Source organism: Streptomyces sp. NPDC030991, assembly GCF_055571235.1.
In genome coordinates, this window is the sequence record NZ_JBVIFR010000024.1 from 1 (window position 1) to 23,259 (window position 23,259).

The window sequence follows — 23,259 nt, forward strand, 5'->3', positions numbered from 1 at the left end:
GGTGGGGGTGGTTGGGGGGGTTGGGTGCGATGTCCGCTTGGGGTTTCTCCCTTGTCCCCCCGCCTCCTCCTGTGGGGGGGGGGGGGGGGGGGGGGGGGGGACCCCTCCCCCCCCCCCGCCCCGCTCACGTACCGGAGGTGTCAGGCCTCCGAGCCGGCGGTCTGCCCGGTCGTCTTGGCCGGCAGCACCAGCTCGGCGCGCTTGGGCTTGCCGAGACCGGCCGCGCTCATCACGCCGCCGACGATCGGGGCGATGACCAGCAGAGCCATGCCGACCCAGAAGCCGACGGGCTGCACCATCACCATGGAGATGCCCGCGACGATGAACCCGATGAAGGCGATGATGACACCGGTCCAGGCGGCCGGGGTGTGTCCGTGGCTGCTGTCCGCCATGGCTTGCTCCTCGTTGCTTATGGCCTATGCGGCCGCGCCCGCTCCTCGCCCGGGGCGATGGGGGCGTACCGCGATCAAGTCGTGCGGGTCCATTGTCCCGTACCGGCGCGTACGGGACGAACGCGGGGTCAGGCGGTGCCCGTCGGGTCCTCGCCGCGGTCGAGGGCCTTCCACAGTTCTTCGGGGCGCTCGGGGTCGACGGCCTTCTGCCTGCGGGGGCGGGGGGCGCCGTCGCGCTCGTAGCGGCCGCCCATCGAGGGCCAGGCCGCGCCGTAGACGACGGCGAGGATGCCGGCGATCAGGAGGAGGGCGCCGCCGGCGGCGGCGACGTAGGGCCAGGCGGTGTGGCTGAGGGCGTCGACGGCGGAGGTCGTGCCGCCGCTGGCCTCGGCGGCCTTCTCGTCGAGCGCGGAGCTGTCGTCGGCGCCGAGCACGGCGGCGGCGACGGCGCCCGCGCCGCTGAGCGCGAGCAGCGCGGCGACCAGGACACGGCCCGCCCGGCGCACCGCGAACACGGCGACGAGGGCGGCGAGTCCGACGACGGCGAGGGCCGCGGGGACGCCTGTCACGTCGCTGCCCCTGGCGGTCAGCGGCAGCTTGCCGCCCGCGACGGCGGCGACGCCCGAGCACCACTCCTGCCGCGACGCCAGCAGCGCGACCGCGGCGCCCGCGGCACCGAAGAGCAGGGCGACGCCGAGACTGCGCCGGCCGGATCTGCTCGGCCCGGCGGTCTCGGAGGCTTCGGTTCGGGGGTGCGGTACGGCAGTCACGTACTCCACTATCGCCTGTCCGCACAGGTGTGTGTGACCCGGGGGCGCGAGGCGTGGGTCACTTCACATCCGTACCCGGGTCACTTCGCACGGGCGTCGGCGGCGGCGAGCCGGTTGGCCGTGTGCACGGCGCGGAGCACCGCAGCGGCCTTGTTGCGGCACTCGGTGTCCTCGGCGACCGGGTCCGAGTCGGCGACGACACCCGCCCCGGCCTGGACGTACGCGGTGCCGTCGCGCAGCAGCGCCGTACGGATGGCGATGGCGGTGTCGGAGTCGCCCGCGAAGTCGAGGTAGCCGACGCAGCCGCCGTACAGGCCGCGCCGGGACGGCTCCAGCTCGTCGATGATCTGCATGGCGCGGGGCTTGGGGGCGCCGGAGAGGGTGCCCGCCGGGAAGCAGGCGGTGAGGACGTCGAAGGCGGTGCGGTCCCCGGTGACCTGGCCGGTCACGGTGGAGACGATGTGCATGACGTGCGAGTACTTCTCGACGGACATGAAGTCGACGACCTCGACGGAGCCGGGCTCGCAGACCCGCCCGAGGTCGTTGCGGCCGAGGTCGACGAGCATGAGGTGCTCGGCGCGCTCCTTGGGGTCGGCGAGCAGTTCCTCGGCGAGCGCCTGGTCGGCCTGCGGGGTGGCGCCGCGCGGCCGGGTCCCGGCGATGGGGTGGACCATGGCGCGGCCGTCCTCGACCTTGACGAGCGCCTCGGGAGAGGAGCCGACGACGTCGAACCCGTCGAAGCGGAAGAGGTACATGTACGGCGACGGGTTGGTGGCGCGCAGGACCCGGTAGACGTCCAACGCGCTTGCCGTGCACGGGGTTTCGAAGCGCTGGGAGGGGACGACCTGGAAGGCCTCGCCCGCCCTGATCCGCTCCTTGATGTCCTCGACGGCCTCCTGGTACTGCTCGCCGCCCCACAGCGCGGTGAACTCGGGCAGCTCGGAGGGCGGGAGCGCGGCCGGGGCGGTGTGCACCGCCTTGCCGAGGTCGGCCTCCATGGCGTCGAGCCGGGCCACGGCGTCGGCGTAGGCCTCGTCGACGCCCGTGTCGAGGTCGTTGTGGTTGATGGCGTTGGCGATGAGCAGGACGGAGCCGTCCCAGTGGTCGAGCACGGCGAGGTCGCTGGTGAGCAGCATCGTCAGCTCGGGCAGGTTCAGGTCGTCCCGCTCGCCGGGGCCGATCTTCTCCAGGCGGCGCACGATGTCGTAGCCGAGGTAGCCGACCATGCCGCCGGTGAACGGCGGGAGCCCGTCGTAGCGCGGGGTGTGCAGGGTCTCGATGGTGGCGCGCAGGGCGGCGAGCGGGTCGCCGCCGGTGGGGACGCCGACCGGCGGGGTGCCGAGCCAGTGCGCCTGCCCGTCGCGCGCGGTCAGTGTGCCGGTGGAGTGCACGCCGACGAACGAGTATCTGGACCAGGACCGGCCGTTCTCCGCGGACTCCAGGAGGAACGTGCCGGGCCGCTCGGCGGCGAGCTTGCGGTAGAGACCGACGGGCGTGTCGCCGTCCGCGAGGAGCTTGCGGCTGACGGGGATCACTCGGCGGTCGGTCGCGAGCTTGCGGAAGGTCTCGAGATCCATGGGAGGAGCTTAGGTCTTACGCGGCAGGGTCCGTGACGGGCAGCGGGTCGGCGTCGAAGCAGGTGCGGGCGCCGGTGTGGCAGGCGGCTCCCACCTGGTCGACCTTGACCAGGACGGTGTCGGCGTCGCAGTCCAGGGCGACGGACTTCACGTGCTGGAAGTGGCCCGAGGTGTCGCCCTTGACCCAGTACTCGCCGCGGCTGCGCGACCAGTACGTGCAGCGGCCGGTGGTCAGGGTGCGGTGCAGCGCCTCGTCGTCCATCCAGCCGAGCATCAGCACCTCGCCGGTGTCGTACTGCTGGGCGATGGCGGGGACGAGGCCGTCGGCGCTGCGCTTGAGGCGGGCGGCGACGGCCGGGTCGAGGGCGCTGGCCGGAGGCGGGGGCGTACTGGTCATACGTGCCATTGTGCCGCGCCCGTCCCCGGTCTCCGTGGGGCGTCCACTGTCCGGACGGTGCGGGCGGTCGTAGGGTGGCGTGCATGTCGACCCATGCCAAGCGTGAACGGCTTCTTCTCGCCGATCTGTTGGAGGCCGCGGGCCCTGACGCCCCGACTCTGTGCGACGGCTGGACCGCCCGTGACCTCGCGGCGCACGTCGTGGTGCGCGAGCGCCGCCCCGACGCCGCCGGCGGCACCCTCGTCAAGCAGCTCGCCGCCCGCCTGGAGCGGGTGCAGCACGAGTTCGCGGAGAAGCCGTACGAGGAACTGATCCAGCTGATCCGGACGGGCCCGCCGCGTTTCTCGCCGTTCTCCCTCAAGCAGCTCGACGAGGCGGCCAACGTGGTGGAGTTCTACGTCCACGCCGAGGACGTGCGCCGCGCGCAGCCCGACTGGTCGCCGCGCGAGCTCGACCCGGTCTTCTCCGAGGTGCTGTGGTCCCGGCTCGAACGGATGGCCCGGGTGATGGGCCGCAAGGCGCCGGTGGGCGTGGTGCTGCGCCGCCCCGACGGCCAGACGGCGGTCGCGCACCGCGGCGCTCCGGTGGTGACGGTCACCGGTGAACCGTCGGAGCTGCTGATGTACTCCTTCGGCCGCCAGGACGCGGCGAACGTGGAACTGGAGGGGGACAAGGCGGCGATCACCCGGCTGAGCGAGACGAAGGCGCTGGGTCTGTAGGGCGCCTCTGCGGTTCTACGGCAGTTCGGCGCCGCGCAGGTTCCGCGAGCCGAGGGCGACCGCGCCGCCCAGCCCGCAGACGCCTGCGCAGGCGGCGAACACCATTCCCGTGCCCCATAGCTCCACGCCCCGCCCGACCACCGGGAAGGTGAGCGGCGCGACGCCGAAGCTGACCAGGGTGGCGACGGAGGTGACCCGGCCGACGTAGGCGGGGCCCGCGTGGCTCTGGAGCAGGGTCCCGGCGAGCGTTCCGGCGAGCCCGAGACAGAGGCCGACGGCGAGCGCCATGCAGGCTGCGCCCGGCACGGACGGCACCTGGGCGAGCAGGGCCATCGCCGTCGAGCCGAGGAGGGCCGACGCGCCGGTGACGAGTCCGGCGCGCGGCACCCGGCCGCGGACGGTGACCAGGAGCGCGGCGGCCCCGGCGCCGAGACCGAACCCGGCGAGCACCCAGCCTGTCCCGGCCGAGCCCCAGCCGCGCTCGCGCGCGAGGAGCGTGAGCCCGAGGTTCATCGGGCCGACGAAGCCCAGGTCGGCGAGGGCGATGGTCAGAACGAGAGGCCGCAGGACGGGGTCGCGGGCGATGTGGCGCAGCCCGTCCCGCAGTTGCGCCGTGACGGCGCCGCGCTGCCGGTGTTCCTCGGGCGGTGCCTGCCGTACCCGCACCGCGAACAGCAGCGGCACCGAGGCGGTCATGAGCAGCGCGGCGGCGCCGAACGCCCCGGCCACGCCGCCGAGTGCGATGGCGAGGCCGCCGAGCGGGCCGCCGAGCACGTTGGCGAGGCGGGTGGCGAGGGCGCGCAGGCCCTGGACGCGGGCGAGTTGGGCGCGCTCGGCGATGTGGGCGGGCAGGGCGCCCGCGGCAGGCATGAAGACGGCGTCGACGATCCCGAAGACGAGGGCGACGGCGCCGAGTGCCCGGAGGTCCGAGCCGGTCGTGAGCAGCATGGCAGTCGCGGCGACGACGAGTACCCCACGGGCGACGCTGCTGCCGAGGACGATGCGGCGTGGTCCGTACCGGTCGGCGATCACTCCGCCGCCGAGCATGAGGACGGCGCGCGGCACGGCGCTGACGGCGGTGACGATGCCCGCCTGGGCAGGGGTGCCCTGCTGTACGGCCGCCCAGGACAGGGCGAAGTAGTAGAGGTTGTCCCCGATGGCGGACGAGGTGTACGCGCCGAGCCAGCGCAGCACGTTGCGGTCGCGGTGGGCGGCTCTCACGTTCTCGGCGGAGGGGCCGCGCAGGGTGGTGGACGCCATGACGGTCGGGCCGCTCAGTTCCGGAAGGGGAACGCGTAGGTGTGCACCGCGACGTTCTCCCGGCCCTCGGTCTCCCCTGCGGCGTCGGCGGCCCGGCCCTGTTCCTCGTAGCGGCGCAGGAGGGCGCGCATCTCGCCCACCAGCTCGGTGAGTTCGCCCGCGGTCAGCCGCATCATCGACTCGGACGACTCGTGGGCGGCGGCCCAGGCGTCCGCCCAGGCGACCCGCTGGTCGAGGAAGCGCCGGTACATGTCGGAGCGCTGCTCGAGGAAGAGCCGGCTGGCGGCGGTGTGCGCGGCGGCCTTCTCGGGGGCGTCGCGGAAGTCGGCGTCGCGGATGCTCACACCGTCGGACGCGGGCTGCCACCAGCGCTCCCGGCCGTCGGCGCGCTGTGGCTCGGCCTCCTCGATGAGGCCGTGCTCGGAGAGTTTGCGCAGGTGGTAGCTGACCAGGGCGACGGCCTCGTCGATCTCCTCGGAGAGCTGGGAGGCGGTGGCGACGCGGCGCAGGCTCAGCTCCCGGTAGAGCCTGCTGCGCAGGGGGTGGGCGAGGGCTTTGAGCGTGCCCAGATCGGTGATGCGGCGGTCTCTCTCGTTGTCTGTCATATCGTGCACCGTAGGTACAAAAGAAAACTTGCGCAATATAACTTGCGCAATAATTGTTGCGGAGATCTTGGACAGCCCGGCGGTCAGTCGTGGGGCCGCAGGCGGTGGGCGTGCAGGGCCAGGGTCAGTTCGACCAGGTCGGACGGGCGGGTGAGGCTGCGGCCGGTGAGTTGTTCGCAGCGGCGCAGCCGGTTCAGCACGGTGTTGCGGTGGCAGTAGAGGCGGGCCGCGGCGCGCTGGGCGGAGCCGTCGCAGTCGAGCCAGGCGGTCAGGGTGTCGAGCAGGAGCGCCCCGTCGGCGGGCGGGAGGGCGCGCAGGGGGCCGAGGACCCGGTCGACGAGGAGGCCGCCGAGCGCGGGTGCGCCGGCCACGAGTGCGGCGGGGAGTTCGTCGTCGAGGAGGACGGTGCCGCCGCCCGCCGGGCAGATCCGCAGGGCCGTCTCGGCGAGGCGCCGGGCGCCCCCGACGGCGGCGAGGCCCTCGACGGCGGAGCTGACGCCGACGCGTACGCCGGTGCCGCGCTCCGTCACCGTCCGCCAGCGCGCGGCGAGGTGGCGGACGTCGTGCTCGCCCAGGGCGACGATGCCGCGCTCGGCGTCGGGCCCCGGGTGCCATACGGTCGAGGTCGCCTCGGGCGCGGGCACGGCGCCCCGGCCGCCGGTCACGAGCACCACCGCGTACCGGCCGCGTTCGGGCAGGCCGAGCGCGGCGGCGGCGTCGGGCAGGTCGGCGATGCGGATGGCTCCGTCGAGGAGGGCCGCGGCCATCAGGCGGCGCCGGTTCTCGCGGCGCCAGGTCAGTTCGTGTTCCGCCCGGTGGTAGGCCTCGGCGACACAGGCGCAGTGCTCGTCGATGTAGGCGCGCACGTCGGCGGCGAGATGGACGAGCAGATGCGCGTCGCGCGGATGGTGCCGGGTCACCTCGTCGACGAGCGCCTGCCAGACCAGGGCGCCGCCGAGCCGGAAGGCGTGCAGCAGGGCGTCGAGCGGGAGGCCGCGGGCCGCGCGTTCGGTGCCGATCCTGGCGGAGCAGGCGCGGGCGGCCTCGCGGGAGCGGGCGGGGTCGAGGAGGGAGGCGATGCTGTGGCGCAGGGAGCGCTGCGCCTCCCGGCGGACGTCGCCGGGGTCGGCGTCGATCGCGGCGCGGTAGGCCGGTTCTCTGGCGTGCAGTTCGGCTGTCAACCGGTCGGCGAGCGCGGGCAGTTGGCCCATCAGCGGCAGTGCGGCGCGGCGCAGCACGGCGACCGCGTCGGATCCGGCGGGGGCGGCGCCGGTCCGGGGGCGGGGGCGGGGACGTACGAGGTGCGCTGGCATCACGGTCCTCCTCGGGTCGGCTCGTGCCGGGGCGCGCCTGAGCCGCCCGGAGCCCGAAGAATGGCATACCGTCTGGTCGGTCTCCAGCCCCCGGAGGATAACGACACCGTGACGCGCACGAACCGTGATGTGGTCCAGGACCGCCGTGCGCGGCCGGACGGAGGATCAGGAGTGGGCCGCGGACCGTTCCGCGCGGTCGACCAGGCGGGCCAGTTCGACGCGGGAGCGGACACCGAGCCGCGCGAAGACGTTGCGCAGGTGGTGGTCGACGGTGCGCGGGCTCACCGACAGGCGCGAGGCGACCTCACGGTTGGTGGCGCCCTCCGCGACGCAGTGCGCGATCCGTAGCTGTTGGGGCGTCAACTCCGCAAGGCCGTCCGGTAGTTCTTGGCGCCCGGCGGCTTCCTGGGGGGCGTCTCCGGTGGCGCGCAGCTCGGCGGCCGTCCGGGCGGCCCAGACCGTGGCGCCGCACTGCTCGAAGGCGACCAGGGCGTCGCGCAGCAACACCCGGGCGCGGGCGGGCCTGCGGGCCCGGCGCAGCCACTTGCCGTGCAGATCGGCGGTGCGGGCCCGTTCGAAGTCGCCGCCGGTGCGGTCGTGACGGGCCAGGGCCTCGATGAAGCGGGCGTCGGCGCGGGCGGGGTCGTCGGCCGCCAGCAGGGCCTGGCAGCGGGCCAGTTGGGCGCGGGCCTGCGTGTCGTACCCGCGCTCGGCCCACACCGTGAACTCCGCGACCGCCGCCCCGGCCCCCTCCAGGTCACCGGCCGCCACCGCCGCCTCCACGAAGCACGGCACGGCGAGCATCCGCACCGCGAAGTGCCCGCACCGCGGCCCCGGCCGCACCAGCGGCCCGAGCCTCGCCGCCGCCTCGGCCGCCCGGCCCCGGGCCAGATCGGCGCGGGCCAGGGCCCACTGTGCGAGGGTGGCCGCCTGGACGAGACCGTGCCGGGCCGCGATGTCCTGTGCGGCCCCCGCGTGCCGGGCGACGGTGTCGGCGTCGCTGTCGAGGGAGGCGACGAGCGCGAGGATGGCGTACTGGTGGGCGAGGACGTTGCGCTGCCCCGTGGCGCGCGCGGCCCGCAGCCCCTCCTCGGCGTGGGTCCGGGCGCGGGCGTGGCGCCCCGCACGCAGTTCGCCGTAGGCGAGCAGCTCAAGGGCCCGGGGCAGCTCGGACCCGGCGTCGACGGCGCGGGCGGCGGCCAGGGCCCGGCTGCCGAGGCGGCAGGCGGCCTCGACGTCACCGGCGACGAGGGCCGCGGCACCGGCCCGCAGCAGGGCGTCCGGATCGCCCGCGTCGGCCGTCTCGGCGACGACGCGGCGCAGCGCCGCGCGGCCGGCGGCGTAGCGGTCGTCGAGGGCGGCGGCCATCGCGAACTCGTAGAAGCGCCCGGTGGCGGCCCCCGCGCGCGACTCCCCGACGGCCTCCCGGTACGCCTCCGCGTCCCCGAGCGCCCACGCCGCCTCCGCCGCGCCGAGGCGGGCGTCGAGCGCGCGGTCGCGGGGGCAGAGCCGGGCGGCCAGGAGGAGCGAGGCGCGGGCGTCGGCCACCGGCCCGTCGCGCAGGGTGAGCAGGCCGCGTACCAGGGCGGCGCTCCCCCGCACCTCGTCCGGCGGCGTCAACCGGCCTGCCCGGTCGAGGAGTTCGCGGGCGCGGTGCGGCCGGCCCGCGAGGCGGGACTGGTCCGCGGCGGCGACGAGCCGCTCCGCGCGGACGGCCGGGTCCGTGGCGAGCGCCGCCGCGTGGGCGAAGGCGGTGGCGCGCTCTCCGTGCGAGGGGCCCGACAGCTGTGCGGCGGCGGCGAGTCGGGTGCCGAGCGCGCTGTCCGGGTAGGGCGCGGCGAGCACCTGGTGCAGCAGCTGGGCCGGCCGGGGCCGCTCCCCCGCGGCGGCCCCGGCCAGCAGCCGGTGGGCGGCCCTGCGGTGGGCGGGGCGCGCCGCCTCGTACACGGCCCGGCGGCCGGGCAGCCGCAGCCGTCCGTCCGGTCCGCGCTCCAGGCCGGCGCGCTCGGCGGCGTCCAGGGCGTCCGCGTCCAGCCCGGCGGCCGCCGCGGCCCGCAGTACGAGGCCGCCGTCCACGTGCGGTCTCTCCGGGTCGCTCTCGTAGGCGGCCGCGGTCAGCAACAGGACAAGTCTCGCGCTCACTTGAGCCACGGTACGGGTGAACCGGTACGGCCGCGGCGCCGGTTGGGAGGAGACCCAACCGGCGCCGCGTGACGCTGTGCTCACGCACAGCGTGTCGTCACGTCAGAACGTCACGAGGTGTGCGGGCAGTTGCCCCGGTACTCCGCGATGGTGAGGCTCGCCGCGGGCAGCGGGCAGAGGAACTGCTCGTAGCGGGTGTCGTTGTCGATGAACCGCTTCAGCCACGAGATGCTGTACTTCGCGATCGTGGTGTTGGACGAGTTCGGTGTGAGGTGGGTGGCGCCCCGCAGCTCCAGGTACGCCTTGTCGAGCGAGCTCGGCAGGCTCCCGTAGAACGGCTCGGAGTGGGTGGCGACCGGCGCGATGGTGTCGCCGTCCGCGCCCACGACCAGCGTCGGCGTCTTGACCTCGGGCCAGGTCTTGTCGGTGTTCCAGCCGGTGAGCGGGATCGCCGCCTGCAGCGAGGGCCTGCTCTTGGCGGCTTCGAGGGTGCCGCCGCCGCCCATGGAGTGCCCCATGACCCCGAGCCTGCTGGTGTCGATACGGCCGCGCACCGAGCTCTGCTGCGTCAAGTAGTCCAGGGCGGAGAGGAGTTGGCGGCCCCGGCTGTCGGGCTGGTCGAGCGTGGTGTTGGTGTCGATGGTGAAGACGACGAAGCCCTGCGAGGCGAGGCGCGGGCCGAGCCAGGCGATGGACGACTGGTACGCGGTGAAGCCCGGGGAGATCGCGATGGCCCCGAACGTGCCGTCGGCCGTGGACGACGGGTAGTAGATCGTGCCGCCGCCGAACCCGGAGACGCTCAGGGACGACACGGTGGTCTGCGAGACGGCGTACGAGCCGCGCGAGGCCTCGATGCTCGACTGGCTCGGGGCGGGGCCGCGTTCGTAGGGGTTGTCGGCGGCCTGGGCGGTGACGGCCTGCGAGGTGGCGAGGCCACCGACGGCGAGCAGGGCGGCAAGTCCCGTACGGATCAGACGGGTTCGCATCTTCTGCACGATGCGTTCCTCTCGGGGGGAGGGGGGAGGTGACACCCGTCCCGGGGTGCCACCGTGGTCCTGACAGCGACCACGGTGGGGGCTGACCCGTCCCTCGTGCATCGGCTAAATCACCGGTTCCGTTTGTTCCCGGGTGCGGCTCGGCGGGGGCTGCGCGACCAGCCACGACGAAAGCCGCACCCGCCGGCCGAGCACCCGACCCGCAACGGCGCGACCGCGTTACCGGACCGGGTGACCCGCCCCCCGCAACGCCGCCTTGACCTCGCCGATCCGCAGGTCACCGAAGTGGAAGACGGACGCGGCCAGCACCGCGTCGGCGCCCGCGGCCACGGCCGGCGCGAAGTGGTCGAGGCGTCCCGCGCCGCCCGACGCGATCACCGGGACGGTGACGTGCTTGCGGACGGCCTCGATCATCTCGATGTCGTAGCCGTCCTTCGTCCCGTCCGCGTCCATCGAGTTGAGCAGGATCTCACCGGCTCCCAACTCCGCGGCGCGGTGCGCCCATTCGACCGCGTCGAGGTTGGCCGAGCGGCGCCCGCCGTGCGTCGTGACCTCGAACGTGCCCGACTCGGTGCGCCGCGCGTCCACGGACAGCACGAGCACCTGCCGCCCGAACCGCTCGGCGATCTCCCGGATCAGCTCGGGCCGGGCGATGGCGGCGGTGTTCACGCCGACCTTGTCGGCGCCGGCGCGCAGCAGCTTGTCCACGTCGTCTGCGGTGCGGACGCCGCCGCCGACCGTGAGCGGGATGAAGACCTGCTCGGCGGTGCGGCGCACCACGTCGTACGTGGTCTCGCGGTTGCCGGAGGAGGCCGTGATGTCCAGGAACGTCAGCTCGTCCGCGCCCTCGGCGTCGTACACCTTCGCCATCTCGACGGGGTCGCCCGCGTCGCGCAGGTTCTGGAAGTTGACGCCCTTGACGACGCGGCCGTTGTCGACGTCGAGGCAGGGGATGACCCGTACGGCGAGACTCACTGTGCTTCTCCTGCTTGCGGTGCTTCTCCTGCTTGCGCTGCTTCTCCTGCTTGCGCTGCTTCTCCTGCCGGCGGGCGGAACGCCTCGACCTCCACCTCGACGACCAGGCTGGGGTCGATGAACCCGGAGACGATGATCATGGAAGCGGCGGGCCGGACGTCGCCGAACAGCTCCTTGTGGGCGCGGCCCACGTCGTCCACGTCGCGTGCGTGGGTGAGGTACATGCGGGTGCGCACCACGTGTTCACGGCCGAGGTCCAGGGCCTTGAGCGCGTCGAGAGCGACCTGGAAGGCGTTGGCCGTCTGCTCGTAGGGCGTGCCCGCGTCGATCACGCCGTTGACCACGGACGTGCAGCCGGACACCAGGACCAGCCCGTTCGGCAGTTCCACCGCGCGCGAGTAGCCGATGGTCTCCTCGAACGGGCCGCCCGAGGGGTACCGCTTCACCTCGCCGGAAGTGCTGTCGGAGGTCATACGGAGACCGCCTCCAGCGCGGCCTCCAGCGTGAACGCCTTGGCGTACAGCGCCTTGCCGACGATGGAGCCCTCGACGCCCAGCGGGACCAGCTCGGCGATGGCGCGCAGGTCGTCGAGGGAGGAGACCCCGCCCGACGCCACGACCGGGCGGTCCGTCGCCGCGCAGACGGTGCGCAGCAGCTCCAGGTTCGGGCCCTGGAGCGTGCCGTCCTTGGCGATGTCGGTGACGACGTAGCGGGCGCAGCCCTCGGAGTTGAGCCGCTCCAGCGTCTCGTAGAGGTCGCCGCCGTCACGGGTCCAGCCGCGGCCGCGCAGCGTCGTGCCGCGGACGTCGAGGCCGACGGCGATCTTGTCGCCGTGCTCGGCGATGACCTTGGCGACCCACTCGGGGCTCTCCAGGGCGGCGGTGCCGAGGTTCACCCGGGTGCAGCCGGTGGCGAGGGCGGCGGCGAGGGTGTCGTCGTCGCGGATGCCGCCGGAGAGCTCCACCTTGATGTCCATGGCGTCGGTGACCTCGCGGATCAGGGCGCGGTTGTCGCCGGTGCCGAACGCCGCGTCCAGGTCGACCAGGTGGAGCCACTCGGCGCCGGAGTTCTGCCAGGCGAGGGCGGCCTCCAGCGGGGAGCCGTAGGAGGTCTCGCTGCCGGACTCGCCGTGCACGAGGCGGACGGCCTGCCCGTCGCGAACGTCGACGGCCGGGAGGAGTTCGAGCTTGTTCACACGGGTCACAGCGTTCCGATCCAGTTCTTCAGCAGCTGGGCTCCGGCGTCGCCGGACTTCTCGGGGTGGAACTGCGTCGCCCACAGTGCGCCGTTCTCCACGGCGGCGACGAACGGCTCGCCGTGGGTGGCCCAGGTGACCTGCGGGGCGCGCAGGTGCGGGTTGTGCACTTCCAGCTCCCAGTCCTGGACGGCGTAGGAGTGCACGAAGTAGAACCGCTCGTCGGCGTCGAGGCCGGCGAAGAGGCGGCTGTCCTGCGGCGCCCGGACGGTGTTCCAGCCCATGTGCGGGACGATGTCGGCCTTCAGCGGCTCGACGGCGCCGGGCCATTCGTCGAGGCCCTGGGTCTCGACGCCGTGCTCGATGCCGCGGGCGAAGAGGATCTGCATGCCGACGCAGATGCCCATGACCGGGCGGCCGCCGGCGAGGCGGCGGCCCACGATCCAGTCGCCGCGGGCCTCGGTGAGCCCCTTCATGCAGGCGGCGAAGGCTCCGACGCCGGGCACGAGCAGCCCGTCCGCGTTCATGGCCTTGTCGTAGTCGCGGGTGATCTCGACGTCGGCGCCCGCGCGGGCCAGGGCGCGCTCGGCGGAGCGTACGTTCCCGAAGCCGTAGTCGAAGACGACGACCTTCTTGTTCGTGGCGAGGGTCATGATCAGTTCCAGTAGTCGAGCCGCAGCACGCCCGCGAGCAGGCACATGGCCGCACTGATCGAGAGCAGTGTGATGAGGCTCTTGCCCATGCCCTGCTTGGCGAACGAGTAGACGCCGCCGAGCAGGAACAGTCCGACGAGGATGAGGACGGTCGCGAGGCCGTTCATGGCTAGAGGGCGCCCTTCGTCGAGGGCAGGATGCCCGCCGCGCGCGGGTCGCGCTCGCTGGCGTAGCGCAGCGCCCGCGCGAGCGCCTTGAACTGGCACTCCACGATGTGGTGCGCGTTGCGCCCGTACGGTACGTGGACGTGCAGGGCGATCTGGGCCTGCGCGACGAACGACTCCAGGATGTGCCGGGTCATCGTCGTGTCGTACTCGCCGATCATCGGCGCCATCTTCTCGGGCTCGGTGTGCACGAGGTACGGGCGGCCGGAGAGGTCGACCGTGACCTGGGCGAGCGACTCGTCCAGCGGGACGGTGCAGTTGCCGAAGCGGTAGATGCCGACCTTGTCGCCGAGCGCCTGCTTGAAGGCGGCGCCGAGGGCGAGGGCGGTGTCCTCGATGGTGTGGTGCGAGTCGATGTGCAGGTCGCCCTCGGTCCTGACCGTGAGGTCGAAGAGGCCGTGCCGACCGAGCTGGTCGAGCATGTGGTCGTAGAAGCCGACGCCGGTCGCCACCTCGACCTTGCCCGTGCCGTCCAGGTCGATCTCGACGAGGACCGAGGTCTCCTTCGTCGTGCGTTCGACTCTTCCGATACGCCCTTCGCGCGTCATGCGCCACGCTCCTGATCGTTCATCTGGGCCTTCTTCACTTCGCGGGCCGCGTCCAGGAACGCGTCGTTCTCTTCGGGGGTGCCGACGGACACCCGCAGCCGGCCGGGCACCCCGTTGTCGCGGATGAGGACACCGCGGTCGAGGATGAACTGCCAGACGGCGTGCGGGTCGTGGAAGACACCGAACTGGATGAAGTTGGCGTCGGCGACGGTGACGTCGAAACCGAGCCCCTCCAACTCCGCGACCACCCGGTCGCGTTCGGCCTTCAGCTGCTCGACGTAGCGCAGCAGCGTGTCGGTGTACTCCAGGGCGGCGAGCGCCGTGGCCTGGTTGACGGCCGACAGGTGGTAGGGCAGGCGCACCAGTTGGACGGCGTCGACCACCGCCGGGTGGGCGGCGAGGTAGCCGAGGCGCAGCCCCGCGGCGCCGAACGCCTTGGACATGGTGCGCGAGATGACGAGGTTGGGGCGCCCCTCGATCAGCGGCAGCAGCGAGTCGCCGTGGCTGAACTCGGTGTACGCCTCGTCGACGATCACCATGGCGTCCGGCCCGGCCGCCTCGTACAGGGCGAGGACGTCCTCGGCGGCGACCGCGTTGCCCGTGGGGTTGTTCGGGCTGGTGATGAAGACGACGTGCGGCCGGTGCTCGCGGATCGCCTCGATCGCGCCGGGCACGTCCACGGAGAAGTCGGGCAGCCGCGGGGCGCTGACCCAGCCGGTGTTGGTGCCGCGGGCGAGCAGCGGGTGCATGGAGTACGAGGGCTCGAAGCCGAGGGCCGTGCGGCCGGGGCCGCCGAACGCCTGGAGGAGCTGCTGGAGCACCTCGTTCGAGCCGTTGGCCGCCCACACCTGGTCGCGGCCGACCTCGAAGCCGGTCGTGCGGGTCAGGTACCGGGCCAGCTCCGTGCGCAGCTCGATCGCGTCGCGGTCCGGGTAGCGGTTGAGGCTCCGGGCCGCGTCGGCGACACGCTCGGCGATCCGGGCGACGAGCGGTTCGGGCAGCGGGTACGGGTTCTCGTTGGTGTTCAGCCGGACGGCCACGTCCAGCTGGGGTGCGCCGTAGGGGGACTTGCCGCGCAGCTCGTCCCGTACGGGAAGGTCGTCGATGCCGGTCACGCCGTGGGTACCTTCCAGCCGAAGCGGGCCTTGAGGGCCGCACCGTGCGCGGGCAGGTCCTCGGCCTCCGAGAGGGTCACCACGTGCCGGGTGATCTCGGCGAGGGCGTCGCGGTTGTAGTCCACGACGTGGATGCCGCGCAGGAAGGACTGCACGGACAGGCCCGAGGAGTGGCAGGCGCAGCCGCCGGTGGGCAGGACGTGGTTGGACCCTGCCGCGTAGTCACCCAGGGAGACCGGGGACCACGGGCCGACGAAGACCGCGCCCGCGTTGCGCACCTTCTCGGCCACGGCGGCGGCGTCGGCGGTCTGGATCTCCAGGTGCTCGGCCCCGTAGGCGTTGACGACCGCGAGGCCGTCGGCGATGGAGTCGACGAGGACGATCGCGGACTGCTTGCCGGCGAGCGCGGGCTCGATCCGCTCCTCGCGGTGCTTGGCGACCGCGACCTGCGCCTGGAGCTCCTCGGCCACCCCGGCGGCCAGCTCCTCGCTGTCGGTGACCAGGACGGAGGCGGCGAGCGGGTCGTGCTCGGCCTGGCTGATCAGGTCGGCCGCGACGTGCACCGGGTCGGCGGTGGCGTCGGCCAGGACGGCGATCTCGGTGGGACCGGCCTCGGAGTCGATGCCGATGACGCCGGTGAAGTAGCGCTTGGCGGCGGCCACCCAGATGTTGCCGGGGCCCATCACCATCGGTGCGGAGGGGCAGGACTCGGTGCCGTACGCGAACATCGCGACGGCGGTGGCGCCGCCGGCCGCGTACACCTCGTCGACGCCGAGCAGCGCGCAGGCCGCCAGGATCGTCGGGTGCGGCAGGCCGCCGAACTCCTTCTGGGCCGGTGAGGCGAGCGCGATCGAGGGGACCTCCGCCTCCTGCGCGGGGACCACGTCCATGATCACGGAGGACGGGTAGACGGCCCGGCCGCCCGGCGCGTACAGGCCGACCCGGTCGACGGGCACCCACTTCTCGGTGACCGTGCCGCCGGGGACAACCTGCGTGGTTTCGGTCTTCCGTCGCTGGGCGCGGTGCACGATCCTGGCGCGCCGGATCGACTCCTCCAGGGCGGCCCGGACGTCCGGGTCCAGGGTGCGCAGCGCCTCCGCGATCGCCTCGGCCGGGACCCGCACGCTCTCCAGCCGCACGCCGTCGAACTTCTCCGCGTACTCGATCAGCGCCGCGTCGCCACGATGATGCACGTCCTCGCAGATCGGCCGCACCTTCTCCAGGGCGGCCGTGACGTCGAAGTCGGCACGGGGCAGCAGTGAGCGCAGGGCCTGACCCTCGGGGAGGGTGGCGCCGCGCAGATCGATTCGAGAGATCACGCATCAATTCTCTCAGACGCCCGCCGGCCGTCGGTGGCCCGTATCAATGACTGATACACGTCCGGTTTCAGCCGTTGTTCCCGCCACTGTCGGCGGACCTTCACGCCCAGCGTTCAGACGGTCACCCAACGGGCATGAACGGTTGTACGAAACCCGCGAGTAGCAGGTGACCGGGGTGGCCGGGGGCCACCAGGGACGCGGGGACGGTACGGGTCGCAGGTGGTACGGGTCGCAGGTGGTACGGGGAGGAAGAACGGTCGTGGTCGACGGCAGCGGCAGCGTGGACGTGCCGGACGGGCTGAGCGCGGCGGAGGTGGGCATGTGGCTGGCCTTCCGCAACGGCACGGTCTACGACCTGCGCAGCGGGGTCTACGCGGCCGACGACCCGCACGGCGGACATCCCTGGGGGCCCGAGCGCAGCGTGCGGGCGCGGATCGTGGCCTGGCTGCTGCTCGACGGGCCGCCCGCCCTCGCCGGGCGGGTCTCGTCCCTCAAGCTCCAGGGCCTGCAGATCACGGACGTGCTCGATCTCGCGGGCGGCACGATCGACCCGTACGTGGAGCTGAAGCAGTGCCGGTTCGAGAAGGAGGTGCTGCTGCCCGAGGCGCGCTTCACGACGGTCCGGTTCGTCGACTGCTCCGTGCCGCGGCTGGAGGGCGCCCGGGTGCACACCGAGGGCGACCTGCACCTGCCGCGCTGCCGGTTCCATCACGGCATCCGGCTGACCGACGCCCACATCGGCACGGACCTGCTGCTCAACCAGGCCGTCGTCTTCCGTGACCGGCGCGGCAAGTCGCTGACGGCGGACGGTCTCACGGTGGGCCAGGACCTTCAGGCCGAGATGGTGGAGACCCACGGCGAGGTCAGCCTGCGCGGGGCGACGGTCGGCGTGTCGCTGTCGCTGCGCGGCAGCCTGCTGAGCAACACCCAGGGACGGCACGCCCTGAACGCCCCGCAGATGAGCGTCGAGCGCACCATGTACCTGACCCCCGCGGGCCTCGGCAATCCATGGCAGGCCAGTGGCTCCACGCCCGCGCGCGGCACGCGCGTGCAGCGCTTCCAGTGCGTGGGGGGCATCAGGCTCGACGACGGCCGGTTCGGCGACGCCGTCGACCTGGACGCGGCGCGCTTCGTCCTGGCGAACGACCAGGAGATCTCGCTGCGCCGCATCCAGACCCCCGAGCTGCGCTTCCTCGGCGAGCGGCCGGAGCGCGGGCGGATCGTGCTCTCCGGTGCGAAGATCGTCAACCTCGTCGACAAGGCGGCCGGCTGGCCCGGACCCGGACAGGTACGGATGGGCGGATTCACCTACGAGAACCTGATCCCGCTGGGCCCCTTCCCGCTCACCCGGCGCCTCGAATGGCTCGCGGCGGCGACCCCGGAGTACAACCCGGAGCCGTACGAGCGGCTCGCCGCGGTGCTGCGCAACAGCGGTGAGGACGCCGACGCCCGCGAGGTGCTCCTCTCCAAACAGCGGCGGCGCCGCGAGACGCTGCCGCCCGCCGCGAAGATCTGGGGCTACCTCCAGGACTGGACGGTCGCCTACGGGTACCGGCCGGGGCGGGCCGCGGTCTGGATGGCGGTGCTCTGGGCGGTCGGCGCGTTCGCCTTCCGCAACGCCCCCCACCCGCCGATGAAGCCGGGCGAGGGCCCGCAGTGGGACTCGACCCTGTTCGCCCTCGACCTTCTCCTCCCGGTGATCGACCTCGGCCAGTCCAGCAGCTGGTCGCTGCGGGGCGGCTGGCAGTGGGTGGCGGCGATCATGGTGATACTCGGCTGGATCCTGGCGACGACGGTGGCGGCCGGCGCGACCCGGCTGCTGCGCCGCAACTGAGCCCGGCCGGCCGGTGAACTCCGTGGAACCGTTACCGACCCGCAGGCAACCATCGGCCCTCTTCAGCCGTCATTCCACGGCAGTCACCCGTTCCGAACGCGCGTAGAGGAGGCATCCGTGCCGTTCTTGCGCGCCTTCGTACGGACCGCCCGCATGATCCGCCACACCGGTTCGCTCGCCGCGGGCCTGCCGCCGGACGACGAGGTGCTGCTCGACGCCCCGGACGAGCACCTCGCCCCCGCGCTGGTCGCCGCCGGCCGCGGCGAGTACGGGCCGGCCGCCAAGGTCCTCGCCCACACGCGCGAGGCGGCCGAGTGGGAGAACCGGGACCGCTACGTGCTGCGCCTCGCCGCGTTCGCCGCCTCCCGCACCGAATGGTTCGACGCCTGGCAGGACGCCTCCCCGCACGACCCGGACCTGCTCCTCGTCAAGGCCGAACTGGCGGTGAGCCGCGCCTTCGGCTCCCCGGCCCGCGCCGAGCTGCTCCGCGAGGTCGCCCCGCTGGTCCTGGCCGCCGCGGAGGCCGACCCCCGCGACCCGGTGCCCTGGCGCGTGGCCCTGGACCACGCCCGCGGCACGAACGCCCCGCACACCGCCTTCGAGGACGTGTGGGCCCAGGCGGTGCGCCGCTCCCCGCACCACTACGGCTGTCACGTCGCGGCGCTCCAGTACCTGTCGGCCGCCTGGTACGGCTCGCACGCCGAATGCCTCGACTTCGCCGAACGCGCCGCGCAGGACGCCCTGCCGGGCTCCCTCCTCCAGGCCCTGCCGGTCCGCGCGGCCTTCACGTACCTGACGGCGCGGGCCCCCCGGGGCGTCCCGCGGGCCCGCCTCGACGCGGCGGCCGACCTCGCGGCCGGGCTCTCGCGCACGTACGGCACGGCCGACCCCTGGCCCGCCGAGGTGCGCAATCTGCTGGTCTGCGTCCTGGTCGAGCTGGAGCGCTGGCCGGACGCCCTGGAGCAGCTGCGGCTGCTCGGCCCGTACGCGACGTCGTTCCCCTGGGACCGGCTCTCGGACGATCCGCTGGGCCGGTTCCTGGAGCTGCGGGACGGGGTCCGCCTGGAGGTCGCGGCCACGCTGCCGCTGCGCGGCGGACCGGGCGGCTCCGGCGCCCATTAGGCTTGAGCGTCGTGACCACCGTCCGGCTTCCGCTCTTCCCGCTCAACTCGGTGCTGTTCCCGGGGCTCGTGCTTCCGCTGAACGTCTTCGAGGAGCGTTACCGCGCCCTGATGCGCGACCTGTTGAAGGCGTCCCCCGCCGACCCGTCCGACCCCGACGACGATCCGGCCGTCTCCGACGAGCCGCGCCAGTTCGTCGTCGTCGCGATCCGTGACGGCCACGAGGTGGCGCCGAGCGCGTCCGGTATGCCGGACGACGTGACCACCAAGGAGGCGGGCGCGGGCCCCGCGGCGGGGTTCGGCGACGACCCCCTGTCGTCGTTCCACGGGACGGGGTGCGTCGCGGACGCGGCGACGATCCGCGAGCGCCCCGACGGCGGCTTCGAGGTCCTGGCCACCGGCACCCGCCGGGTGAGGCTGCACTCCGTGGACGCCTCTGGCCCCTATCTGACCGCCGAGGTCGAGGAGCTGCCCGAGGAGGACGGGGACGAGGCCGGCGCCCTGGCGGAAGGCGTGCTGCGCGCGTTCCGTACGTACCAGAAGCGGCTGGCCGGTGCCCGCGAGCGGTCCCTGATGACCGGCGCCGAGCTGCCCGACGAGCCGTCGGTGGTCTCCTACCTGGTGGCGGCGGCCACGGTGCTCGACGTGCCGACCAAGCAGCGGCTCCTCCAGGCCCCGGACGCGGCGTCCCGGCTGCGCGACGAGCTGAAGCTGCTGCGCGCCGAGACGGCGATCATCCGGCACCTCCCGTCGCTGCCCGCGACGGAGCTGACGAGACAAGCCACCAGCCGCAACTGACTGTAAGGAACGGGCACGTTGGCGAAGAAGGCCAAGAAGCAGCAACAGTCCGGCACCCCCGCGACGGTGGCGCTCACCGCCGCGGGCACGGCGTTCACGGTCCACGCCTACGACCACGACCCGTCCCACCCCTCGTACGGCGAGGAGGCCGCAGAGGCGATGGGCGTCTCCCCCGACCGGGTCTTCAAGACGCTCGTCGCGGACGTCGACGGCCGGCTGACCGTCGCCGTCGTGCCGGTGGCGGGCCGGCTCGACCTCAAGGCGCTGGCCGCGGCGGTCGGCGGCAAGCGGGCCGCGCTGGCCGACCCGGCGCTGGCCGAGCGGACCACGGGCTACGTACGGGGTGGCATCTCCCCGCTCGGCCAGCGCAAGAAGCTGCGTACGGTGGTCGACTCGTCGGCCGGGCGGCACGCGTCGATCTGTGTCTCCGCGGGCCGCCGCGGCCTCGAGGTGGAGCTGGCGCCGGACGACCTGGTGGCGCTCACCGACGCGGTGCTCGCCCCTGTCGGTCGTGTGTGACCCCTCGACGTACCGTGCTCCTTCGACTAAGCACCAAGGACATGTCGAAGAGAACGCGCAAACGCAAGTGGCGGATCAAAAAGGGCAAGGCCAACCACGGGCACCGGCCCGCCTGAGCGCGGGGCGGGCGTCCACCTTCCGCGAGTCCACCCATGTACGCCGTCCGCCGGCCGGGGTGGGCCCGCGGGTCAGTGCAGCTAGGCCCTGTCGGGCGCCCCGTCCGCGGGCTGCGGGGCGGGGGCCCGGTCGTAGTAGCCGGCGTACGGGTCGGGGTCCCGGGGCCCGAACAGGCCGGTGAGCCCGAGGTGGACCACCATCGCGGCCAGCGGCCACGCGAGCAGCGCCCCCTTGGCCTTGAGCTGGAGAGGCGCGTCGAAGACGACCCCCTTGCCGACCTCCTTGGCGTGCGCGGCCACGTCGTGGGCGGGGCCGAGCCAGATCCCGAACCGCCAGGCGAGCACGCCGCCGAGCAGGCTGCCCAGCGCGAGACCCACGACCAGGGGGACGCCGCCGCGCTTGCGCCACAGGAAGACCACGAGCGCGCTCACCACGCCGAACGCGAGACCGAGCAGGGTGAACGTTCCGTCGACCCCGATGGCCTGCTCCCCCTCGGTGTCCTTGAGGTAGACCGCCGTACTGTCCGACACCAGCGGGATCCGCGGCGCGAGCCACAGCCACAGCGCGCCGAGGAGCAGTCCGAGGAGCGCGGAGCCAACCGCCACGACGGCGGCCTCGCGCAGCTCCGTCCGCACCCCCGGGCCGTCCTGCGCGTACGTGGCAGGGGCGGGCGGCAGATGTCCGGTCATCGGGTCGGGGGCCTGCCAGGGATCACTGTGCCCGTTGTTGTGCGGGGGCTGATGGGGCGGCGGCGTCAGCGGTGCGGTCACCCTGCCATCGTGCCAGGCGTGCCTGTCGGGCGCGTCACCGGACGGCTGCCCGGCGGTAGGCCCACGTCGCCACCGCGAGCGAGGCGACGCCGACAGCCGCGCAGACCCCCAGGTCGAGCAGGACGACGGCCCAGTCGGGGTGGTCCCCGAAGGTCCGCGCGAGAGCCTCGACCCCGTACGTCGAGGGCAGCAGATCACGCGCGTACTGCACGATCTGCGGCATCCGGCCGGCCGGCAGCACGCCGAGCAGCAGCGCCGCCGACATGCCCAACTGGCCGAGCAGTGTGGCCAGTTCCGGCCGGGGCGCGAGCAGGCCGAGCGCGGCGCCGAGCCCGGCCAGGGCGGCGCCGGCCAGCGGGATCACGGCGCCGAGCACCCACAGATGCGTCAGCGGAAGATCGAACATGGCGCAGCCGACGACCGCGGTGATGACGGTGCCGGGCACGGTGAACGAGGCGTACGCGCCCGCGGTGCCGAGCACCACGGAGGCGGGCGGCACGGGCAGCGTCGCGTAGTGGTCGAGCCCGCCGGCCGCGCGCAGCTGCCCGAAGTACTGGGCGAGCAGGTTGAGCGCGACGAACGCGACGACCAGCACCGCGGAACCCGCCACGACGGCCCGCGCCTCGCTGCCGCCCCGGTCGACCACGCCCCGCATGAGGACCATGATCCCGATGGACTGGAAGGTCGCGACGAAGAGCAGCGGGATGCGGGCCACCCGGGCCCGTGAGAGCTGGGCGCGGTAGACCGCGGCGAGCGAGGGCAGGAACCGGGCCCGGGGCGCGAGCCCGTCGTCGGCGGGCGCGGCCGGGGCCAGGTGCTCGCCCGTGCGCTGCCGCACGGCTTCGGCGGATACGGCACTCATGCCTTCACCAGGCCCTTCACGCCGCTGCGGCTGCCGCCGAGCGCCAGGTACACGTCTTCCAGGCTCGGGGTGGCGAGCGTGAAGTCGTCGAGGAAGTCGAAGGCGGGGCCGCCGGTGACCGCGGCGACGGCGGCGCGGGCCGCGTCCGGGGCGAGCCTGAGCGACCAGCGGCGCCCGGCCTCCACGGCGTGCTCGCGCAGCCGGGCGACCTCGGGCAGCTGTACCGGGGCCTCCTGGCGCCACACCAGCTCCACCCGCACCTCACCGGCGACGCGGTCCTTGAGCCCGGCCGGGGAGTCGCAGGCGATGACGCGCCCCGCGTCGAGGACGGCGACGCGGTCGAGGACGGTCTCGGCCTCGATGACGTTGTGGGTGACCAGCAGGACGGTCGTGCCGCGCTCGGCACGCCGCCGGTCCACCGCGGCCCAGACGGCGCGCCGCGCGACGGGGTCCATGCCGGTCGTCGGCTCGTCGAGCACGAGCAGGGGCCGCTCGCCGATGAGTGCGGCGGCGAAGCAGGCGAGGCGCCGCTGGCCGCCCGAGAGCTTCTTGAGGGGGCGCGCGGCGAGCGGGGTGAGCCCCAGCTCCTCCAGTACGTCGTCCCGCTCGGCCCGCGCGTCCCGCAGGGAGAGGCCGCGGAGGCGTCCGGTGGTCTCGGCGGCGAGCGCCACGGTCAGCTCGTCGAGGGCGGTCGATTCCTGGCCCAGGTAGGCGAGGATCCGCGCGGCACGCTCCGGGTGGCGCACGATGTCGTGCCCGAGGATCTCCACGCTGCCGGCGTCGGGCCGCATCAGCCCGGTGAGCTGCCGTACGAGGGTGGACTTGCCGGCGCCGTTCGGCCCGAGCAGTCCGAAGATCTCCCCGCGCCGGATGTCGAGCCGTACGTCGTCGGTGGCCCGCACCGGGGGGGGTCCCGGCGCCCCGCGCCGGCCGCGCACGGCGGGATAGGTCTTGCTGAGCCCCCGCACCGCGCACACGACAGCGTCCCGTACAGGGGCCGGGGCGGCATCATCGGTGCGCGTACTCACGAGGAACGAGG

Annotated in this window: 25 protein-coding genes; 5 read left to right on the top strand and 20 right to left on the bottom strand. The window is 73.7% G+C overall.

From position 1 onward, the window contains the following. Positions 1–140: 140 nt before the first annotated feature. The 4 genes from ACZ45E_RS32985 to hisI form a co-directional block, all read right to left on the bottom strand. Entirely contained in the window at positions 141–392 is a 252-nt protein-coding gene (locus ACZ45E_RS32985) for an HGxxPAAW family protein (RefSeq protein ID WP_468228003.1), read from the bottom strand. Between the two features lie 128 nt (positions 393–520). Beyond that, positions 521–1,171 (bottom strand): TIGR02234 family membrane protein, encoded by a 651-nt coding sequence (locus ACZ45E_RS32990; protein ID WP_468228005.1) that lies wholly within the window; start codon positions 1,169–1,171, stop codon positions 521–523. 71 nt (positions 1,172–1,242) lie between these two features. After that, a complete protein-coding gene (locus ACZ45E_RS32995; RefSeq protein WP_468228008.1) occupies positions 1,243–2,739 on the bottom strand; it encodes an anthranilate synthase component I in 1,497 nt (498 codons plus the stop codon). Positions 2,740–2,755: 16 nt separating this feature from the next. Beyond that, entirely contained in the window at positions 2,756–3,136 is a 381-nt protein-coding gene (gene hisI / locus ACZ45E_RS33000) for a phosphoribosyl-AMP cyclohydrolase (protein WP_468228010.1), read from the bottom strand. A gap of 83 nt (positions 3,137–3,219) precedes the next feature. Between hisI and ACZ45E_RS33005 the strand changes: the two genes are divergently transcribed. After that, on the top strand, positions 3,220–3,855 hold the full coding sequence (locus tag ACZ45E_RS33005; protein WP_468228013.1) for a TIGR03085 family metal-binding protein: 636 nt from the start codon (positions 3,220–3,222) through the stop codon (positions 3,853–3,855). A 15-nt stretch (positions 3,856–3,870) separates the two neighbouring features. On the opposite strand, the gene ACZ45E_RS33010 is transcribed toward ACZ45E_RS33005, so the two are convergent. The 13 genes from ACZ45E_RS33010 to hisD form a co-directional block, all read right to left on the bottom strand. Next, positions 3,871–5,115, bottom strand: a complete 1,245-nt coding sequence (locus ACZ45E_RS33010; protein WP_468228016.1) for an MFS transporter — start codon at positions 5,113–5,115, stop codon at positions 3,871–3,873. A 14-nt stretch (positions 5,116–5,129) separates the two neighbouring features. Beyond that, positions 5,130–5,720, bottom strand: coding sequence for a helix-turn-helix domain-containing protein (locus ACZ45E_RS33015; RefSeq protein WP_468228018.1), 591 nt, complete (start codon positions 5,718–5,720; stop codon positions 5,130–5,132). An 83-nt stretch (positions 5,721–5,803) separates the two neighbouring features. Further along, a complete protein-coding gene (locus tag ACZ45E_RS33020; RefSeq protein WP_468228021.1) occupies positions 5,804–7,033 on the bottom strand; it encodes an RsbRD N-terminal domain-containing protein in 1,230 nt (409 codons plus the stop codon). A gap of 165 nt (positions 7,034–7,198) precedes the next feature. Beyond that, the gene (locus ACZ45E_RS33025; RefSeq protein ID WP_468228024.1) at positions 7,199–9,175 is read right to left on the bottom strand and encodes a LuxR C-terminal-related transcriptional regulator; all 1,977 of its coding nucleotides are present in this window, start codon (positions 9,173–9,175) and stop codon (positions 7,199–7,201) included. A 110-nt stretch (positions 9,176–9,285) separates the two neighbouring features. After that, positions 9,286–10,272, bottom strand: coding sequence for a bis(hydroxyethyl) terephthalate hydrolase (gene bdeA / locus ACZ45E_RS33030; RefSeq protein ID WP_468228027.1), 987 nt, complete (start codon positions 10,270–10,272; stop codon positions 9,286–9,288). A gap of 117 nt (positions 10,273–10,389) precedes the next feature. Next, the gene (gene hisF, locus ACZ45E_RS33035) at positions 10,390–11,145 is read right to left on the bottom strand and encodes an imidazole glycerol phosphate synthase subunit HisF (RefSeq protein ID WP_468228029.1); all 756 of its coding nucleotides are present in this window, start codon (positions 11,143–11,145) and stop codon (positions 10,390–10,392) included. Next, on the bottom strand, positions 11,142–11,618 hold the full coding sequence (locus tag ACZ45E_RS33040) for a RidA family protein (protein WP_468228031.1): 477 nt from the start codon (positions 11,616–11,618) through the stop codon (positions 11,142–11,144). The genes hisF and ACZ45E_RS33040 overlap by 4 nt, the downstream gene beginning before the upstream one ends. Continuing rightward, positions 11,615–12,340 (bottom strand): bifunctional 1-(5-phosphoribosyl)-5-((5-phosphoribosylamino)methylideneamino)imidazole-4-carboxamide isomerase/phosphoribosylanthranilate isomerase PriA, encoded by a 726-nt coding sequence (gene priA, locus ACZ45E_RS33045; RefSeq protein WP_468228293.1) that lies wholly within the window; start codon positions 12,338–12,340, stop codon positions 11,615–11,617. The genes ACZ45E_RS33040 and priA overlap by 4 nt, the downstream gene beginning before the upstream one ends. A gap of 5 nt (positions 12,341–12,345) precedes the next feature. Beyond that, positions 12,346–12,993: an imidazole glycerol phosphate synthase subunit HisH gene (gene hisH / locus ACZ45E_RS33050; RefSeq protein WP_468228034.1), complete on the bottom strand. Its 648-nt coding sequence runs from the start codon at positions 12,991–12,993 to the stop codon at positions 12,346–12,348. A gap of 2 nt (positions 12,994–12,995) precedes the next feature. Further along, positions 12,996–13,160, bottom strand: a complete 165-nt coding sequence (locus ACZ45E_RS33055) for a hypothetical protein (RefSeq protein ID WP_468228037.1) — start codon at positions 13,158–13,160, stop codon at positions 12,996–12,998. A 2-nt stretch (positions 13,161–13,162) separates the two neighbouring features. Next, the gene (hisB, locus tag ACZ45E_RS33060; RefSeq protein WP_468228040.1) at positions 13,163–13,765 is read right to left on the bottom strand and encodes an imidazoleglycerol-phosphate dehydratase HisB; all 603 of its coding nucleotides are present in this window, start codon (positions 13,763–13,765) and stop codon (positions 13,163–13,165) included. Next, on the bottom strand, positions 13,762–14,880 hold the full coding sequence (locus tag ACZ45E_RS33065; RefSeq protein WP_468228043.1) for a histidinol-phosphate transaminase: 1,119 nt from the start codon (positions 14,878–14,880) through the stop codon (positions 13,762–13,764). Before ACZ45E_RS33065 ends, hisB begins: the two co-directional genes overlap by 4 nt. Beyond that, a complete protein-coding gene (gene hisD / locus ACZ45E_RS33070) occupies positions 14,877–16,199 on the bottom strand; it encodes a histidinol dehydrogenase (protein ID WP_468228046.1) in 1,323 nt (440 codons plus the stop codon). Before hisD ends, ACZ45E_RS33065 begins: the two co-directional genes overlap by 4 nt. A 319-nt stretch (positions 16,200–16,518) precedes the next feature. Here hisD and ACZ45E_RS33075 point away from each other — a divergent pair, with 319 nt between their 5' ends. The 4 genes from ACZ45E_RS33075 (at position 16,519) to ybaK (ending at position 20,471) form a co-directional block, all read left to right on the top strand. Then, the gene (locus ACZ45E_RS33075) at positions 16,519–18,033 is read left to right on the top strand and encodes an oxidoreductase (RefSeq protein WP_468228295.1); all 1,515 of its coding nucleotides are present in this window, start codon (positions 16,519–16,521) and stop codon (positions 18,031–18,033) included. Between the two features lie 153 nt (positions 18,034–18,186). After that, positions 18,187–19,155 (top strand): hypothetical protein, encoded by a 969-nt coding sequence (locus ACZ45E_RS33080; protein WP_468228297.1) that lies wholly within the window; start codon positions 18,187–18,189, stop codon positions 19,153–19,155. Between the two features lie 11 nt (positions 19,156–19,166). Beyond that, positions 19,167–19,952, top strand: coding sequence for an LON peptidase substrate-binding domain-containing protein (locus ACZ45E_RS33085; RefSeq protein WP_468228049.1), 786 nt, complete (start codon positions 19,167–19,169; stop codon positions 19,950–19,952). A gap of 18 nt (positions 19,953–19,970) precedes the next feature. Then, complete coding sequence (ybaK, locus tag ACZ45E_RS33090) at positions 19,971–20,471, top strand: Cys-tRNA(Pro) deacylase (protein ID WP_468228052.1); 501 nt, start codon at positions 19,971–19,973, stop codon at positions 20,469–20,471. 197 nt (positions 20,472–20,668) lie between these two features. Here the strand turns inward: ybaK and ACZ45E_RS33095 are convergent, their stop codons facing one another. The 3 genes from ACZ45E_RS33095 to ACZ45E_RS33105 are packed head-to-tail and all read right to left on the bottom strand — an operon-like array spanning position 20,669 to position 23,197. Continuing rightward, the gene (locus ACZ45E_RS33095; protein ID WP_468228055.1) at positions 20,669–21,358 is read right to left on the bottom strand and encodes a DUF2567 domain-containing protein; all 690 of its coding nucleotides are present in this window, start codon (positions 21,356–21,358) and stop codon (positions 20,669–20,671) included. Positions 21,359–21,392: 34 nt separating this feature from the next. After that, positions 21,393–22,220 (bottom strand): ABC transporter permease, encoded by an 828-nt coding sequence (locus tag ACZ45E_RS33100; protein ID WP_468228057.1) that lies wholly within the window; start codon positions 22,218–22,220, stop codon positions 21,393–21,395. Then, on the bottom strand, positions 22,217–23,197 hold the full coding sequence (locus ACZ45E_RS33105) for an ABC transporter ATP-binding protein (RefSeq protein WP_468228299.1): 981 nt from the start codon (positions 23,195–23,197) through the stop codon (positions 22,217–22,219). The genes ACZ45E_RS33100 and ACZ45E_RS33105 overlap by 4 nt, the downstream gene beginning before the upstream one ends. Positions 23,198–23,259: the final 62 nt, after the last annotated feature.